Origin of the sequence: Paracidovorax wautersii, assembly GCF_900113035.1 — a bacterium.
Classification (GTDB): Bacteria; Pseudomonadota; Gammaproteobacteria; order Burkholderiales; family Burkholderiaceae_C; genus Paracidovorax; species Paracidovorax wautersii.
Genome location: NZ_FONX01000024.1, coordinates 1 through 17,359 on the forward strand (window position 1 = coordinate 1; position 17,359 = coordinate 17,359).

Sequence of the window (17,359 nt, forward strand, 5' to 3'; positions counted from 1 at the left end):
CGTCGATGGCCCGGGGCGAGCGCGTTGGTCTGGAGGATGCATCGGCCAGGGCGGCTTCGCCACCGCTCAGATACCGGCCCAGCCACTTCCTGGCTGTCTGAGCGGTGACGCCTTGGGCGAGAGCTGCCTGGGCGGCGTCCTGGCCATGAATGGTCATCTGTTGAACCATCTCAAGTCGGCGGGCGAAGGTAAGTCGGGCATGCTTATGGGTGTTCATCCGGTTGGGTGTCCTGAGTCGATTGGGTGTTTGGCGACTTCCAGTCTCTCAAATCCAACCAGGATGAACACCGGATACAACCTATTGAAGCTTCACAGCTAGCCGGCCGAGCGAGCCCTCACAGGGGCTGGGCTGGCGGGGGCGAAGGTTTCGCTTTGCAGCGGCAGGGCCATGTCGTCGTGGGTCAGGGGCGGCGGCTTTTCCGCATAGGGCACGGGCGGCGCCAGGGCATCGGCGTCGTCGCCCGGCTGCCGGTCCAGCCAGAGCGTGGTGCGCGCCACCGCGTAGAGCGTGCCGAAGCAGGCCGCGAGCAGGGCGATGTCCAGCGGCCAGGGGCGCTCGTAGTTGGCGCCGAACAGGCCCAGCACCAGCAGCACCACCACCAGGTGGGCGCAGAACACGGCCAGCGACGCCGAACCCAGCGTCTCCAGCCAGCGCATGCGGGGCAGGCGCGCGAGCAGCGCGGGCCCGAAGCGGATGGCCAGCACGGTGAGCGCGAAGAGGTCGATCAGCCGCAGCGGCGCGAGCAGCCACTTGTCCTGCAGCACGTTCCATTGCGGCATGTGCGGGAAGGGCGCCTGCCCCACGGCGTGGCGCCAGACGAAGCCGGTGAGCGCGATGGCGCCGGCCACCCAGAGCGTCCAGCGCGGGAAGGCGAAGGGCGGCGCCTGCGGGTCGTTGCGGCTCGCGCCCATCCACAGGCCCATCACCCAGAGGAACTGCCAGGCCCCCATCACGAAGGAGCCGGTTTCGGTGAACGGCACCGACACCGGCAGCACGTGCGCGAAATGCCCGTAAGCCCACTGCGCGAAGCCGAACTGCGCCAGCACCCAGAGCAGCACGCTCACGGCCATGACCGGCACCCAGCCGCGCCGCAGCGCGAAGGCCAGCACCCACGGGCTGAGCAGCATGAAGAGCACGTAGAGCGGCAGGATGTCCAGCAGCGGCGGCTCGTGCACCAGCAGCAGCCCGCCCACGAGCGCATCCACCGGCCGGGCGAAGTAGAAGGCCAGCAGGCCCTTGATGGCTGGCTCGTCGATGCCGATGACGGTGATGACGGTGAAGAGAAACAGCAGCGCCGCCGCCTGGCAGCCATAGAGCGTGAGCGCCCGGCGCCAGAAGGCGCGGCGCATCTGCGGCACGCCCTTGCGGAAGGCCACGCGCCCATAGACCAGGCCGGCCATGTAGGCCGACAGCAGCACGAAGCCTTCGGCGGCCGAGACGTATCCGAAGGGCTGGCCCAGCGGCAGCGAAATGCGCGTGGGCAGGTGGGTGACCGTCATCAGCACCAGCATCAGGCCGCGCACGGCGTCGATCTCCCAGCGGCGCTGGGAGGGGGCGGAGGCGGGCGGAGGTGGCGGCATGGGCAGTGGAGGCCGGGTGCGGAGAGCATGGCCGGCGGTGCGCCATGGTGGCATGGCCGCCGCGGGCCCGTTGTAGGTCGTTGACAACTGCCCCGATCGGAGGGTGTGCCGCAGGGCCGCCATGGGCTACCCTCGCTGCACTCCTGCCTTCGTGGCGCCCTCCGCCTCGCCCCAGCCCACCGCCGACCGACCATGACGACAGCCCACACCTTCTCCCGACACACCCTGCGCCGCCTGCTGGCGGCCCTGTCCCTGACCGCGCTGGCCGGTGGCGCGCAGGCGCTCACGGTGGCCAGCCTGTCGCCGCAGGGCGAGGTGGCCCGCGTGCGGCAGGTGGTGGCCAAGTTCGACGGCCCGGCCGTGGCCTTCGGCGACCCGAAGGCGCCCGCGCCCTTCACCGTGGATTGCAGCGAGGGCGCGGCCCGCCAGGGCACGGCCCGCTGGACCAGCGACCGCGAGTGGGTCTATGACTTCGCGGGCGACCTGCCGCCCGGCGTGCGCTGCACGGTCAGCCCGGTGCCGGGCTTCAAATCGGCCGCCGGCGCTCCGCTGACGGGGGCGAGAAGCTATCAATTCAATAGCGGCGGGCCGTTCGTGCAGAGCGTGCAGCCGGGCACCTACCAGCCCATCGACGAAGAGCAGTTCTTCCTGCTGCGGCTGAGCGGCCCGGCCACGCAGGCCAGCCTGCTGGCCCATGTGTGGTGCGTGGCCGATGGCGTGGGCGAACGCATTCCGGTGCGCGCCATCGATGGGCCCGACCGCCAGGCGCTGCTGCAGTCGCAGGGCCTGGAAAAGGCCGCCGCCAAAGAGCCGCTGCGCTATGCCACGCTGGCCTGCAACCGGCGGCTCACCTCCGGCTCGCAGGTACAGCTGGTCTATGGCGCGGGCGTGGCCACGCCCAGCGGCGTGGCCAGCACGGTGGAGAAACGCTACACCTACAAGGTGCGCGAGCCCTTCGCGGCCGACTTCGCCTGCGAGCGCGAGAACGCCCAGGCCGCCTGCCTGCCGATCCGCCCGCTGCGGCTGTCGTTCAACGCGCCCGTGCCGCGCAAGCTGGCCGAAGGCATCCGCCTCAAGTCGGGCAGCGAGACGCTCAAGCCCCGCATCGAGCAAGAGGGCGATGCCGATTCGGTGGTGACGCGGCTTTCGTTCGCGCCGCCTTTCACCGCAGGCGGCAAGTACACGCTGCAGCTGCCCGCCGATTTCAAGGACGCCTCCGGCCGCACGCTGGCCAATGCGGCGAGCTTCCCGCTGCCGGTGGCCGTGGGCGCCATGCCGCCGCTGGCCAAGTTCGCGGCCTCGCCCTTCGGCATCGTCGAACGCTTCGCCGAAGGCCCGCAGGGCCCGGCGCTGCTGCCCGTCACGCTGCGCAACGTGGAGGCCGCGCTGCGCGTGCAGGGCCTGCAGCCGGGCCAGGAGCCGGCCAAGGGCCAGGTGAGCACGCTGCAGGCGGAGAACGACGCGGACATCATCGCCTGGATGCGCAAGCTGCGCCGCTACGACGGCCCCAGCATCGCCCGCGACCAGGCGCGCCGCGACGTCAAGGGCGCGCTGCCCCCCGCGCTGCCGGAGCAGGGCCGCGGCGAGGTGCAGACCCGCATGCTGTCGCTGCTGGGCGGCCTGCCCGGCGTGAAGGCGCTGGACCTGCCCCGGCCCGCGAACGGCGACCCGCGCCCCTTCGAGGTGGTGGGCATTCCGCTCACGCCTGGCTTCCATGTGGTGGAGATCGCCTCGCCCCTGCTGGGCCAGTCGCTGCTCGATGAGCGCTACGGCGCGGGCCGCACGATGTACGTGCGCACCTCGGCCCTGGTCACCAACCTGGCCGTCCATTTCAAGCTCGGGCGCGAGAACGCCGCGGCCTGGGTCACCACGCTGGACAAGGGCCAGGTCGTGCCCGGCGCGCAGGTGCGCGTGTCGGCCTGCGACGGGCGCGTGCTGGCCACGGCCACCACCAATGCCGACGGCGTGGCGAGCTTCGACGGCCTCTCGCCCCAGGCGCCCACCTGCCAGGACCGGGGCGACTGGAGCCAGGCCTACTTCGTCAGCGCCCGCGCCAAGGGGCCCGACGGCGTGCCCGACATGGCCTTCACCTGGAGCGACTGGCAGCGCGGCATCGAGCCCTGGCGCTTCAACGTGCCCACCAGCAGCAGCCCGCAGCCCGACGAGGTGGCGCACACCATCTTCGACCGCACCCTGGTGCGCGCCGGCGAGACCGTGTCGATGAAGCACCTGCTGCGCAGCGAGACCCGTCAGGGCTTCGGCCTGCCGGAGAGCGACCCCGCCACGCTGGTCATCACCCACGTGGGCAGCGGCCAGCAATACACCCAGCCGCTCGCCTGGCGCAAGACGGCCACCGGCGGCCTGAGCGCCGAGAACACCTTCGCCGTGCCGCCCGCCGCCAAGCTGGGCGTCTACAGCGTCGAGCTGCGCGGGGGCGGGGAGAACGGCCGCAGCTTCAGCTCGGGCGAATTCCGGGTGGAGGAATTCCGCCTGCCGGTGCTCGAAGGCCGCATCGCGCCCATCGACAAGAAGCCGCTGGTGCGCGCGCGCTCGGTGCCCACCGAGGTGCAGATCAACTACGTTGCGGGCGGCGGCGCGGCCAACCTGCCGGTGCGCGTGTCGGCCATGGTGCGCGGCAAGTCGCTGCAGTACCCCGACTACGACGCCTTCAGCTTCAGCCCGCCGCGCCCTGCCAAGGAGGCCGTGGCCGGCAGCACCGCCGCTGAAGGCGACGGCGAGCAGGAGGCCGCCGCGAGCGAGGACACGCGCGTGATCGCCGACAAGCGCGCGCTCACGCTGGACCGCAACGGCGCGGGCAAGCTCACCATCGACGACGTGCCCCAGGCCCGCCAGCCGCAGGAGATGGTGCTGGAGGCCACCTACGCCGACCCCAACGGCGAGGTGCAGACCCTGCGCAGCGTGCAGACGCTCTGGCCCGCCGGCGTGGTGGCCGGCATCAAGACCGAAGGCTGGGTGTCGGCCGCGCAGAAGATCCGCTTCCAGGCGCTGGCCCTGGGCATCGACGGCCGCGCCCGCGAAGGCGTGCCCATGACCGTCAAGGCCATCGCCCGCATCACCACCAGCAGCCGCAAGCGCATGGTGGGCGGCTTCTACAGCTACGACAACAAGACCGAGACCAAGGACCTAGGCACGGTCTGCTCGGGCCAGACCGACAGCCGTGGCCTGCTGCTGTGCGACGCGAAGCTGGATGAGGCCGGCGAGGTCGAGCTGGTGGCCACCGCACGCGACAAGGACGGCAACGAGGCGCAGGCGGCATCGTCCGTCTGGGTCACCAAGCAGGGCGAGCTGTGGTTCGGCGGCGAGGACCACGACCGCATCGACGTGCTGCCCGAAAAGAAGAGCTACCAGCCCGGCGAGACCGCCCGCCTGCAGGTGCGCATGCCCTTCCGCCACGCCACGGCGCTGGTGGCGGTGGAGCGCGAAGGCATCCTGAGCACCCGCGTGGTGCAGCTCAACGGCCAGGACCCGACGGTGCAGGTCAAGGTGGAGGAGGGCTGGGGCCCCAACGTCTATGTGAGCGTGCTGGCCCTGCGCGGGCGGCTGCGCGAGGTGCCCTGGTACAGCTTCTTCACCTGGGGCTTCAAGGCGCCGCGCGAATGGTGGAACGCCTTCTGGTACGAGGGCAAGGAATACGTGGCGCCCACGTCCATGGTGGATCTGTCCAAGCCCGCCTACCGGCTGGGCATGGCCGAGATCAAGGTCGGCGCGCAGGCCCACCGCATCGAGGTGAAAGTGGCTGCCGACAAGGAAAGCTACCCCGTGCGCGGCCAGGCCCAGGTGACCATCACCGCCACGCTGCCCGGCGGCAAGCCCGCCGCCAATGCTGAGGTGGCGGTGGCCGCCGTGGACCAGGCCCTGCTGGAGCTGATGCCCAACACCAGCTGGAACCTGCTGGACGCCATGCTGCAGCGCCGGCCCTGGGGCGTGGAGACCTCCACCGCGCAGATGGAGATCATCGGCCGCCGCCACTACGGCAAGAAGGCCGTGCCCGCAGGCGGTGGCGGGGGCCGCGCGCAGACGCGCGAACTGCTGGACACGCTGCTGCTCTGGAAGCCTGCCGTGCAGCTCGACGCCAACGGCCAGGCCAAGCTGACCGTGCCGCTCAACGACGCGCTCACCACCTTCAGGATCGTCGCCGTGGCCGACGCCGGCACGGGCCTCTTCGGCACCGGCGCCGCCAGCATCCGCGCCACGCAGGACCTGCAGATCATCAGCGGCCTGCCGCCGCTGGTGCGCGAGGACGACCAGTTCCGCGCCCAGGTCACGCTGCGCAACACCACGCAGAAGGCCATGAAGGTGCAGGTGTCTCCGCGCGCCACGCTGCTGAGCCTGGAGCCGCAGACCGTGGACATCCCGGCCGGCGAATCGCGCGAAGTGGCCTGGAACGTCACCGCGCCCGCGCAGCTGGGCCAGACGCGGGCCCAGGCGCTGATCTGGGAGATCGACGCCCGCGACACCCTGGGCAGCGCCCGCGACGCGCTCAAGGCCAGCCAGCGCATCATCCCGGCCGTGCCGCTCACGGTGCAGCAGGCCACGCTGGTGCAGCTCGACGGCAGCTTCTCCATGGACGTGGCCCCGCCTGCCGACGCGCTGCCCGCCACCGGCGCCAAGCGCGGCGGCCTGAAGCTGTCGCTGGTGCCCAGGCTGGCCGAAGGCCTGCCCGGCGTGCGCGACTGGTTCGCCAACTACCCCTTCGTCTGCCTGGAGCAGAAGACCAGCAAGGCCGTGGGCCTGCGCGACGGCAAGCTCTGGCAGACCGTGGCCGCGCAGCTGCCCACCTACCTCGACTCGGACGGCCTTGCCAGCTACTTCCCGCCGCAGGCCGGCAGCGCCGACCGGGGCAGCGACACGCTCACCGCCTACCTGCTGGCGGCCACGCACGAGGCCTCTGCGCTGCACCCCGAGTTCAAGCTGCCCGAGGAATCGCTCGCCGCCATGGAGCGCGGCCTCACGGCCTTCGTCGAGGGCCGCATCCAGCGCGACTTCTGGAGCCCGCGCAAGGACCTGGACGTGCGCAAGCTCGCCGCCATCGAGGCGCTCTCGCGCTACGGACGCGCCAGCGGCCGCATGCTGGGCAGCATCGCCATCGCGCCCAACCAGTGGCCCACGCACGCGGTGATCGACTGGCTGAACATCCTCAAGCGCGTGCAGGACGTGCCCCAGCGCGAGCAGCGCCTGGCCGAGGCCACGCAGGTGCTCAAGGGCCGGCTCTCCTACCAGGGCACCAAGGTGCTCTTCACCACCGAGCAGGACGACTACTGGTGGTGGCTGATGCAGAACGGCGACGTGAACACCGCCCGCCTGATGCTGGCCGTGATGGACGACCCGGCCTGGCAGGACGACATGGGCCGGCTGGCCAACGGCTTCATCGCCCGCCAGCAGAACGGCGCCTGGCATACCACCACCGCCAACCTCTGGGGCGGCCTGGCGCTGGAGAAGTTCAGCGCCCGGTTCGAGGCCGTGCCCGTGGCCGGCAGCACCCGCGCCGCGCTGGGCGCGGCCACCGCCAGCGTGGACTGGGCCAAGGTGGAGCGCCAGCAGGCCGCAGGCGATGCCGGCGCGGCCCACCAGACCACCTGGTTCGGCGCGCCCGCATCGCCCGGCAACCTGAAGAACAACAGCATGTTCCTGCCCTGGCCCGACAAGGCCGGCAAGCAGCCGCTCACGGTGACGCAGCAGGGCACGGGCAAGCCCTGGCTCACGGTGCAGTCGGTGGCGGCCATCGCGCTCAAGGCGCCGTTCTCGGCGGGCTACACGCTCAAGAAGACCATCACCCCGGTCGAGCAGGCCGTGCCCGGCAAGTACACGCGCGGCGACGTGCTGCGCGTGACGCTGGAGGTCACCTCCAGCGCCGACATGACCTGGGTGGCGCTGACCGACCCCATCCCGGGCGGCGCCACCATCCTGGGCAGCGGGCTGGGCCGCGATTCCGAGATCGCCACCCAGGGCGAGAAGCGCTCGGGCAGCGCCTGGACGGCCTTCGAGGAGCGCAGCTTCGAGGCCTTCCGCAGCTACTACGAGTACCTGCCCAAGGGCACGGCGAGCGTGCAGTACACCGTGCGGCTCAACAACGTGGGCGACTTCGCCCTGCCGCCCAGCCGCGTCGAGGCCCTGTACGCGCCCGAGATGTTCGGCGAGACGCCCAACGCCCGCGTGAAGGTGGAGGCGGCCAAGCCCTGACGCCTGCACGCGGCCAGCGGCCCGTGCGCGCCGCGTGCGCCTCTGCCGCCAGAGGGGGGCGCCTGGTGGCGCCTGCCATGGGCCTGGGCCGGCCCGCCCACCTGCGACCGGCTCCCCTGGCGAGCCGCGGGCGTGGCCGCTGACTGCCTCGTCCGTAGTGCCGATGAGGCGCTTACCTACAAGGCGCGACACTTTGTAACTTTAGTATCCCTAACCACTATCTTGTGAGGCGACGTCAGCCGTGCAAGTGCCAGCAGGCTGCTGTCCTGGCACAGGCACGCCTGCCGTGCGGGCCTCATCCCCCAAAGACAGGAGTGGTTTCCATGAATTTTTCCCATTGGCCCCTGGCCCGGCGCCTTGCGCTGGCATTCGGTGGCGTCATCGCCATCTTTCTGGCCGTCATCCTGGTGGCCATGGCCAGCCAGGCGCGGCTCACCCGCGCCCAGGCCATGAACGTCCACACCTCCAAGGTGCTAGGCGTGGGCGAGCAGATGCTGCTGGCCATGGTGAACATGGAGACCGGCACCCGCGGCTTCGCGCTGACCGGCAGGCCGGGCTTTCTGGAGCCCTGGACGCAGGGCCAGCAGAGCTTCGATGCCGCCCTGAAGGAGGCGCGCTCGCTGACGGTGGACAACGCCGAGCAGCAGCGCCGCCTCGAATCCATGGGTGAGGCGGCCTCGCGCTTCAAGGAAGTCGCGCTGGCAACGCAGGCGCTGCGCCGCCAGGTGGACGCGGGCAGCGCCACGCTGGACGCGCTCTCCGACGATGTGCGCCGCGCCCGCGGCAAGGAGGCCATGGACGGCTTCCGCGCCGTGCAGGCCGAATTCATGGGCACCGAAGAGCGGCTGCAGGCCGAGCGCGAAGCCGCGGCCCAGCGCGCGGCCGACACCGCCTTCTGGCTGGAAATGGGCGGCTCCGCGCTGGCCCTGGTGATGGCGGTGATCCTGGGCACCTGGGTCACGCGCTCCATCACCCGCCCGGTGGCGCAGGCCGTGGCCGTGGCCAAGGCCGTGGCGGCCGGCGACCTGACGGTGCGCATCGATTCGCAGTCGCGTGACGAAGTGGGCGTGCTGCTGCAGGCGCTGCGCGAGATGAACACCTCGCTCGTGAACGTGGTCTCGCGCGTTCGCATCGGCAGCGAGGCCGTGGCCTCGGCCAGCACGCAGATCGCCCAGGGCAACTCCGACCTGTCCGGCCGCACCGAAAGCCAGGCCAGCGCGCTGGAGCAGACGGCGGCTTCCATGGAAGAGCTGGGCTCCACCGTGCAGCAGAACGCCGACAACGCCCGCCAGGCCAACCAGCTGGCCCAGGCCGCCAGCGGCGTGGCCGAGCAGGGCGGCGTGGTGGTGGCGCAGGTGGTGGACACCATGAAGGGCATCACCGACAGCTCGCGCAAGATCAGCGACATCATCTCGGTGATCGACGGCATCGCCTTCCAGACCAACATCCTGGCGCTCAATGCGGCGGTGGAAGCCGCCCGCGCGGGTGAGCAGGGCCGGGGCTTCGCCGTGGTCGCATCGGAAGTGCGCAGCCTGGCCGGCCGCTCGGCCGACGCCGCCAAGGAGATCAAGCAGCTCATCACCGACAGCGTCGCGCGGGTGGAGTCCGGCGCGCAGCTGGCCGACCAGGCCGGCAGCACCATGACCGAAGTCGTCGCCAGCATCCGCCGCGTGACCGACCTGATGGGCGAGATCAGCGCGGCCAGCAGCGAGCAGAGCTCCGGCGTCAGCCAGGTGGGCGAGGCCGTGACCGAGATGGACCAGAGCACGCAGCAGAACGCCGCCCTGGTCGAGGAAATGGCAGCCGCCGCGGCCAGCCTGAACAGCCAGGCGCAGGATCTGGTGCAGTCGGTGAGCCTGTTCCAGTTGGGCACCGGTACGGCCGCTGCCGGGCAGCCCGGGGCCTTGCGCAGCCCCGCGCCACGCAGTGCGATGGCGATGGCGCCGAAGAAGGCGGCTGCGCCCACCATCGCGGCATCGTCCACTCCCGCCCTGGCCCCGGCGCACCAGGCGGCCAGGCCGGCACCGGCACCCCGGCCGCGCGCCGCGCAGCCGCTGCGCACGGCGCTTGCCGGCGCGGGTGCGGGAGCCGCCTCGAAAGCCGAGGGCGACTGGGAGTCGTTCTGACGCTGCGGGGCAAGCGGGCGCGCAGGCAGCGCGGTGGTAGCCTGCGGCCTGCATGATCCGCCGCCCCATTCTTTCTTCATTCCGCGCGCTGGCGGGCCGCCTGGCTCAGCGCTTTTTCACGGATAGCCCGGCGCCACGCCTTCTTGCACGGAAGGCGTGGCGTTCTGCCATGGGCGCGGCGGTGGCGGTGGCCGCGCCCTGCGGCATCGCGCTGCTGGCGGCCGGCCCGCAGCCCGCTCTGGCCCTGCCCACGCCCGCCGAGGTGCGCGCGGACTTCCGCTCTTCCGACACCCTGGTGCTCTCGCGCGAGGGCGAGGTGCTGCAGCGCGTGCGCACCGATGCCAGCGTGCGGCGCGGCCAGTGGGTGCCGCTCGCGGACGTGTCGCCCGCGCTGCGCACGGCGCTGGTGCTGAGCGAGGACAAGCGCTTCTACGAACACAGCGGCGTGGACTGGGCGGCCGTTTCCGCTGCCGCCTGGGGCAATCTCTGGAACCAGCGCACGCGCGGCGCCAGCACCATCACCATGCAGCTGGCCGGCCTGCTGGACGGCGACTGGCGCCAGGGCCCGGGCGGGCGCAGCGCGGTGCAGAAGCTCGGCCAGGCCGTGGCCGCCCAGGTGCTGGACCGGCGCTGGCGCAAGGACCAGATCCTGGAGGCCTACCTGAACCTGGTGCCGTTCCGCGGCGAGATTGTCGGCATCGACGCGCTCTCGCGCACGCTCTTCGGCAAGGCGCCGCACGGGCTCGATCTGCGCGAGGCGGCGGTGGCCGCGGCGCTGGTGCGCGCGCCCAACGCCCGGCCCGCGCTGGTGGCGCAGCGCGCCTGCGGAGTGCTGCAGGCCATGCAGCCGCGCGAGGGCAGCGGCAAGGGGGGCGACAAAGGGGGCGACAAGGGGGGCGACAAGGGCGGCGCTGCCGCCGAATGCGATGCGCTGGACCTCTTCACCACCGCCGCACTGCAGCGCCGCGCGTTCGACGCAACCGAAGGCATCGCGCCGCATTTCGCCCGGCAGGCGCTGCGCGGCCAGGGCGGTGGCGACGCCGCCGCCGGCCCGCCGCCCGAGCGCGTGGCCACCACGCTCAGCGCGCCGCTGCAGCGCATGGCCCTGCAGTCGCTCACCCAGCACCTGCGCGAGCTGCGCGGCCGCAACGTGGAGGACGGCGCCATCGTGGTGCTGGACAACGCCAGCGGCGAGGTGCTGGCCTGGGTGGGGTCGTCGGGCACGCTCAGCCGCGCGGGCGAGGTGGACGGCGTGCTCGCGCTGCGCCAGCCCGGCTCCACGCTCAAGCCCTTTCTCTATGGCGAGGCCTTCGCCGAGCGGCGGCTCACGGCTGCATCGCTGGTCGATGACGCGCCGGCCAACATCCCCACGGCGAGCGGCCTCTACATTCCGCAGAACTACGACCGGCGCTTCAAGGGCTGGGTGTCGGCGCGCACGGCGCTGGCCGCCTCGCTGAACGTGCCGGCCGTGCGCACGCTGGTCATGGTCACGCCCGATGCCTTCTTCGCCCAGCTGCGGGCGCTGGGCCTGCCGCTGCGCGAATCGGGCGGCTACTACGGCTACAGCCTGGCGCTGGGCAGCGCCGAGGTGCCGCTGCTGCAGCTGGCCAACGCCTACCGCGCCCTGGCCCAGGGCGGGCGCTACAGCCCGGTGCGCTGGCTGCCGCGCGTGCCCGGCGAGCCGCCCGCGCCCGTGCAGGCGCTGGACGCGCGCGCCGCCTTCATCGTGGGCGACATCCTCTCCGACGCCAACGCCCGCACCCGCACCTTCGGCACCGACAGCGTGCTGGGCACGCGCTTCTGGACGGCGGTGAAGACCGGCACCAGCAAGGACATGCGCGACAACTGGGCCATCGGCTGGTCGCAGCGCTACACCGTGGGCGTGTGGGTGGGCAACGCCAGCGGCGCGCCCATGCACGAGGTGAGCGGCACCAGCGGCGCAGCGCCCATCTGGGCCGAGGTGATGGGCTGGCTGCACCGCGCCACGCCCAGCCGCGCGCCCAAGCCGCCCGCCGGCCTGGTGCAGGCGGCGGTGCGCTACGGCCCGCAGCCGGGCGCGGCCGGCACGCCGCTGGAAAGCGCCCGGCAGGAATGGTTTCTGGCGGGCACGCAGCAAAGCCAGTTTGCTATCGATACGGTAGCTAATGGCGACGCATCCATGCGCGCTGCAGCCCCTTCGGGCACGCAAGGCCGCACCGCCGGGGCCGCTGCGGGCGACGGTGACGGCGGGGGCCCGCAGGCGCCGCGCCCGCGCATCCTGGCGCCCGCGCCGGGCACCATCATCGCGCTCGACCCCGACATTCCGCCGGACCACCAGCGCCTGCGCTTCGCGGCCGACGACGTGTCTACCGGCGCCGGCCCGCTGCGCTGGCGCATCGACGGCAAGGTGCAGGGGCGGGGTGCGCAGTGGGGCTGGCTGCCCTGGCCGGGCCGGCATCGGGTGGAGCTGATCGACGCGCGCGGCGCGGTGCTCGACCAAGTGCAGATCGAGGTGCGCGGAGCCGGGGTGCGCGAGAGTCGTCGCTGAGACGGCGGGCTGCCGCCGCGCAGCCTACACTCCCCGTCCCGCCGGCGGAGCGAGCCGATCCGCACGCACCGCCACGGCCCTGCCGCTTTCTTGCCCCCGCGCTTCGCTTCGTCCCGCACCGCCTTTCATGCCTACCGCCGCTCCCCTGCTTTTCGTGTTCATCTGGTCCACCGGTTTTCTGGTGGGGCGCGGCGTGGCACCGCATGCCGATCCGTTCTGGTTCCTGTCGATGCGCTTCGGCGGCGTGGCGCTGGTGTTCATCGCCGTGGCGCTGTGGGCGCGCGTGGCGTGGCCGCGCGGCGCCAAGCGCATTGGCATGCAGCTGCTGGCCGGCGCGCTGATGAACGGGCTCTACGTAGGCCCGAGCTGGTGGGCGATGTCGCAGGGGCTGCCGGCCGGCGTCATGGCGCTCATCGGTTCGCTGCAGCCGCTGCTCACGGCGCTGATCGCGGTCGCGGTGCTGGGCAAGCGCCTGGCCCGCGCCACCTGGTGGGGGCTGGCGCTGGGCTTCAGCGGCGTCACGCTGGTGCTGCTGCCGCGCCTGCAGGACACCAGCGCGGCCGGCCTCTCGCTGCCCGTGGTGCTGGTGGGGGCGGGCGGCATCCTGGCGCTCACGCTCGGCTCGATGGTGCAGAAGTCGCCCTGGGCCGCGGGCGATCTGCGCAGCGCCGGCGCGCTGCAGAACCTGGGCGCCGTGCTGGTGCTGCTGCCCATGGCGCTGTGGCTGGGCGAGCCGCGCTGGGACCATGCGCCGCTGCTCTGGGGCTATCTGGCCTATTCGGTGCTGGTGCTGTCCATCGGCGGCGCCACGCTGCTGATCTGGCTCATGCGCCGCGGCGAGGCCACGCGCACCACCGCGCTGCTGCTGGGCGTGCCGCCCTTGTCGGCCCTGCAGGCCTGGCTGATCTTCGGCGAGCGGCTCTCGCCCGTGCAACTGCTGGGCTTCGTGGTGGCGATCGCGGGCGTGGCGCTGGCGCGCCGCCGCTGAGGCTGCGCCAGCGGCGTCCCACGGGGCCGGCTGCAGAAATTTCACGCGCCAGGCAAAAGCCTTCACGCACTGCCGCACGGGTGCGGGCTACGATCGTTCATCGATTGCCAGCCCCTCTTTTACGGAGATCTTCCCGTGCCCGACCTTTCCAAAATCACCACCATCGAAGACCTGCGCACCGTGGCCGAGCGCCGCGTGCCGCGTATGTTCTACGACTATGCCGACTCGGGCTCCTGGACCGAAGGCACCTACCGCGCCAACTCCGAGGACTTCCACCGCATCAAGCTGCGCCAGCGCGTGGCCGTGAACATGGACGGCCGCAGCACCGCCGTGAGCATGGTCGGCACGCCGGCCCGCATGCCGGTGGCCATCGCGCCCGTGGGCCTCACGGGCATGCAGCATGCCGATGGCGAGATCCACGCTGCGCGCGCTGCCGAGAAGTTCGGCATTCCGTTCACGCTGTCCACCATGAGCATCTGCTCGATCGAGGACATCGCCGAGCACACCAGCTCGCCCTTCTGGTTCCAGCTCTACATGATGCGCGACCGCGATGCCATGGCCCGCATGATCCAGCGCGCCCGCGCCGCCAAGTGCAGCGCGCTGGTGCTCACGCTCGACCTGCAGGTGATCGGCCAGCGCCACAAGGACATCAAGAACGGCCTGTCGGCGCCGCCGCGCCCCACGCTCAAGAACATCGTCAACCTGATGACCAAGCCGTACTGGTGCCTGGGCATGGCCGGCACGCGCCGCCACACCTTCCGCAACCTGGTGGGCCACGTCAAGGGCGTGACCGACATGCGCTCGCTCTCGGCCTGGACCAACGAGCAGTTCGACCCGCGCCTGTCGTGGGCCGACGTGGCCTGGGTCAAGGAGCAGTGGGGCGGCAAGCTGATCCTCAAGGGCATCATGGATGCCGAGGACGCGCGCCTGGCCGTGGCCTCCGGCGCCGACGCCATCGTGGTCAGCAACCACGGCGGCCGGCAGCTGGACGGCGCGCCTTCGTCGATCGCCGCGCTGCCCGCCATCGTGGCCGAGGTGGGCTCGCAGATCGAGGTGTGGATGGACGGCGGCATCCGCTCCGGCCAGGACGTGCTCAAGGCCTGGGCCCTGGGCGCGCGCGGCACCATGATCGGCCGCGCCATGGTCTATGGCCTGGGCGCCTACGGCGAAGCCGGCGTGACCCGCGCGCTGCAGCTCATCCACAAGGAGCTGGACGTGACCATGGCCTTCTGCGGCCACACCAACATCCAGAACGTGGACCGGCACATCCTGATCCCGGGCACCTACCCGGTCTGAGATCCCGCAGGGCCGGCCTCGCCTGCTACATCGCCTTGAAGAGGTGGGCGTAGAGCCGGCTCACCGCCAGCCGTTCGGGCCGCTCGCGCAGCTGCAGGTGCAGCCGGCCCGCCTCGTCGCGCGTGGCGCTGGCGATGGCCGTGGCGCGCACCACCGTGCCGCGGTGGATCTGCCAGAACTGCTGCGCATCGAGCTGTGCCGCCAGTTCCTTGAGCGGCGTGCGCACCAGGTATTCGTGCTGCGCCGTCAGCACCCGCACGTACTTGTCGGCGGCCTCTAAATACACCACGTCCTGCACCGGCACCAGGTGGATCTGCGTGCCCACGCCGGCCTGCAGCAGCTGCAGCGGGGCGGGGACAGGTTCCGGCTGCGCCACCCGGGCGGCCAGCGGCAGGGCGGTGAGGGCGCGCAGCTGCTCCAGCATGGTCTGCAGCGCGGCGTCGGGCGCCGTATCGGGCGCTGCGGCACTGGCGCTGGCGCTGGCGGTGGCGGTGGCTTCGGCCGTCGCCGCGCGCCGCGCCAGCACCTCCTGCAGCCGCTGCACCGTGCGCGCCAGCCGCTGCGGCTGCACGGGCTTGAGAACGTAGTCGATCGCCTGCGCCTCGAAGGCCCGCACCGCGTACTGGTCGTAGGCGGTGACGAAGACCAGGGCGGGAAAGGGCGGCGCCCCGTCGCCCTGCGGCCAGGCGTCGGCCAGTTCGTGTGCGGCCTCCAGCCCGTCCAGGCCGGGCATGCGGATGTCGAAGAACAGCACCTCGGGCCGCAGCGCCAGCGCCTCGCGCACGGCGGAACGGCCGTCGCCCACGGTGGCGGCCAGCTGCAGTTCGGGCCAGGCGCGGGCCAGCTCGCGGCGCAGCGCCTCGGCCAGCAGGGGTTCGTCTTCGGCGATCAGGGCGCGGGGGGCTGGCATGGCGGTGTCGGTATCGATGCGGATGTGGAATCCAGGGGAAATACGGCTCGCGCGCAGGTAACGCCTGGGCTCGATGCTATCAATTCAAGAGTGGCCTGTGCGCCGTGCAGCGTGGCGAGCCGCTCGCGCACCTGCACCAGCCCGAAGCGGCTCGCGCCCTGCGGCGCTGCGGGCGGCGCGCCGCCCGGGGGCAGGCCGGCGCCATCGTCTTCCACCGTCAGCTCCAGGCGTTCGGGTTCGGCCGGCGTGGCGGGCAGGCGCCGCGCCCGCACGGTGATGTGGCCGCCGGCCAGCGTGGGCTCCAGCCCGTGGCGGATGGCGTTCTCCACCAGCGGCTGCAGCAGCAGGGGCGGCACCGGGGCGGCCTGCAGATCGGCGGGCAGATCCAGCGTGAACGCCAGGCGCGGGCCCATGCGCACGGCCATCAGCGCCAGGTAGTCGTTGATGCGCGCGAACTCGTCGGCCAGCGGGTGCCGGGTGGCCCGCGATGCGCCCAGGGTGGCGCGCAGGTAGTCGATGAGGTGGTCCAGCATGGCCTGGGCGCGTTCGGGGTCGGACGCCACCAGCACGCGCAGGTTGGCCAGCGTGTTGAACAGCATGTGCGGCTCCAGCTGCGACTGCAGCAGCGCCAGCCGCGCCTCGGCCGCGTCGCGCTGGGCCTGCGCCACGCTGGCGGTGAGAAAGCGCGACTTGCCCTGGCTGTAGAAGAAGAACGAGATCACCACGCTGGCGACGACGGTGATGACCAGGGACGAGCTGAGCGCGAACGGCGAGGTGAAGCTGGCCAGCTGCAGCGGCAGGCCGCTGTACCAGTTGCCCAGCGCCATGCCGGTGCAGTAGCCGAATGCCGAGCCGGCCGCCACCACCAGCCAGCCCTTGAACCCGTGCCAGCCCTGAGGCCAGGGCGTATCTTGATGGCGCGAGAACCAGAGCCGGCCCAGGTCGATGCTGATCCAGCTGAAGAAGCCGATGCCCAGCGCATGCGCGAGGTTGTCGTCCAGCCGGCCGTTGCCGGCGAGGGTGAGCGACGTGGCGATGGCGATGGAGAACGCGGCGACCAGCAGGCCGTGGCGGATGAGGTCGTGCAGGACTCGGTGGCTCATGGGGCGTGGGTTCCAGGTTCAGGCGGGCACGGCGGATCGGGCGGGCCCTGCCGGGTACGCCAGGCGCAGCAGGCGCGCCGCGCGGCTCAGGAAGCCGCCGGTCGCCACTCCATAGACGGCGGCCACCGCCAGCGCGAAGCCGGGGCGGGCGGCATGCGCCGGGTCCAGCGCCGTTTCCAGCCCCACGGCGTACTTGATGCAGAACACCGCCAGGATCAGCAGCAGCGGCACGGGGCTGCCCGGCAGGCGGAAGCGGCGCGCAGCCGCGTCGTAGCGGGCGCCGGCCGGCGCCTGCGGCAGGAGCCGCGAAAGCAGGGCGCAGGTGGCGAGGGCAGCTGCGAGCCACAGCGCCAGCGGTTCCCAGGCGAGGCCGGCGGTGCGGGAGGCTGCCAGCACGCCCCAGGCGCCCAGGGCCGCCATGGCGAGAGGCAGCGCCACCGTGCGGCCCAGGCCGGCGCTGCGCGGGCGGCATTGCGACACGCCCAGCGCCGTCAGCCCGGCCAGCAGCAGCCACACGCCCGCCGGCGTGCCACGCAGCAGCCCGGCGATGGCCTGCGGGCGGTGAACGATCAGATCCAGCAGCATGGTGTCTTTCCTGGCGAGGTGGGGCGATGGCGCCACTGTCGG

Annotated in this window: 10 protein-coding genes; 5 read left to right on the forward strand and 5 right to left on the reverse strand. The window is 72.1% G+C overall.

The window, feature by feature from the left end; translation table 11 throughout:
- Nucleotides 1–217: leucine zipper domain-containing protein (locus BM070_RS22525; protein ID WP_139222910.1), on the reverse strand; the 217-nt coding region annotated here is incomplete at its 3' end.
- A 98-nt stretch (nt 218–315) separates the two neighbouring features.
- On the reverse strand, nt 316–1,581 hold the full coding sequence (locus tag BM070_RS22530) for an OpgC domain-containing protein (protein WP_092942157.1): 1,266 nt from the start codon (nt 1,579–1,581) through the stop codon (nt 316–318).
- A 192-nt stretch (nt 1,582–1,773) separates the two neighbouring features.
- Between BM070_RS22530 and BM070_RS22535 the strand changes: the two genes are divergently transcribed.
- The 5 genes from BM070_RS22535 (at nt 1,774) to BM070_RS22555 (ending at nt 14,719) form a co-directional block, all read left to right on the forward strand.
- Nucleotides 1,774–7,782 carry an alpha-2-macroglobulin family protein gene (locus BM070_RS22535; protein ID WP_092942160.1) on the forward strand — a complete coding sequence of 2,003 codons (6,009 nt, stop codon included), beginning with the start codon at nt 1,774–1,776 and terminating at the stop codon, nt 7,780–7,782.
- Between the two features lie 323 nt (nt 7,783–8,105).
- Complete coding sequence (locus BM070_RS22540) at nt 8,106–9,908, forward strand: methyl-accepting chemotaxis protein (RefSeq protein WP_139222911.1); 1,803 nt, start codon at nt 8,106–8,108, stop codon at nt 9,906–9,908.
- 169 nt (nt 9,909–10,077) lie between these two features.
- Nucleotides 10,078–12,435 (forward strand): penicillin-binding protein 1C, encoded by a 2,358-nt coding sequence (pbpC, locus tag BM070_RS22545; protein ID WP_092942166.1) that lies wholly within the window; start codon nt 10,078–10,080, stop codon nt 12,433–12,435.
- Between the two features lie 127 nt (nt 12,436–12,562).
- Nucleotides 12,563–13,423, forward strand: coding sequence for a DMT family transporter (locus BM070_RS22550; protein WP_092942169.1), 861 nt, complete (start codon nt 12,563–12,565; stop codon nt 13,421–13,423).
- A gap of 135 nt (nt 13,424–13,558) precedes the next feature.
- A complete protein-coding gene (locus BM070_RS22555; RefSeq protein ID WP_092942172.1) occupies nt 13,559–14,719 on the forward strand; it encodes an alpha-hydroxy acid oxidase in 1,161 nt (386 codons plus the stop codon).
- Between the two features lie 25 nt (nt 14,720–14,744).
- Here BM070_RS22555 and BM070_RS22560 read toward each other — a convergent pair whose 3' ends face one another.
- The 3 genes from BM070_RS22560 to BM070_RS22570 are packed head-to-tail and all read right to left on the reverse strand — an operon-like array spanning nt 14,745 to nt 17,317.
- The gene (locus BM070_RS22560; protein ID WP_092942176.1) at nt 14,745–15,629 is read right to left on the reverse strand and encodes a LytR/AlgR family response regulator transcription factor; all 885 of its coding nucleotides are present in this window, start codon (nt 15,627–15,629) and stop codon (nt 14,745–14,747) included.
- Nucleotides 15,608–16,732: a sensor histidine kinase gene (locus BM070_RS22565; RefSeq protein ID WP_092942179.1), complete on the reverse strand. Its 1,125-nt coding sequence runs from the start codon at nt 16,730–16,732 to the stop codon at nt 15,608–15,610. The genes BM070_RS22560 and BM070_RS22565 overlap by 22 nt, the downstream gene beginning before the upstream one ends.
- 18 nt (nt 16,733–16,750) lie before the next feature.
- Entirely contained in the window at nt 16,751–17,317 is a 567-nt protein-coding gene (locus tag BM070_RS22570) for a DUF6622 family protein (RefSeq protein WP_092942182.1), read from the reverse strand.
- Nucleotides 17,318–17,359: the final 42 nt, after the last annotated feature.

Bases quoted from the DNA above. Each gene is read 5' to 3' on its own strand.
- BM070_RS22530 (WP_092942157.1), bottom strand. From the start codon at position 1,581: ATGCCGCCACCTCCGCCCGCCTCCGCCCCCTCCCAGCGCCGCTGGGAG.
- BM070_RS22535 (WP_092942160.1), top strand. From the start codon at position 1,774: ATGACGACAGCCCACACCTTCTCCCGACACACCCTGCGCCGCCTGCTG.
- BM070_RS22540 (WP_139222911.1), top strand. From the start codon at position 8,106: ATGAATTTTTCCCATTGGCCCCTGGCCCGGCGCCTTGCGCTGGCATTC.
- pbpC (WP_092942166.1), top strand. From the start codon at position 10,078: ATGGGCGCGGCGGTGGCGGTGGCCGCGCCCTGCGGCATCGCGCTGCTG.
- BM070_RS22550 (WP_092942169.1), top strand. From the start codon at position 12,563: ATGCCTACCGCCGCTCCCCTGCTTTTCGTGTTCATCTGGTCCACCGGT.
- BM070_RS22560 (WP_092942176.1), bottom strand. From the start codon at position 15,629: ATGCCAGCCCCCCGCGCCCTGATCGCCGAAGACGAACCCCTGCTGGCC.
- BM070_RS22565 (WP_092942179.1), bottom strand. From the start codon at position 16,732: ATGAGCCACCGAGTCCTGCACGACCTCATCCGCCACGGCCTGCTGGTC.
- BM070_RS22570 (WP_092942182.1), bottom strand. From the start codon at position 17,317: ATGCTGCTGGATCTGATCGTTCACCGCCCGCAGGCCATCGCCGGGCTG.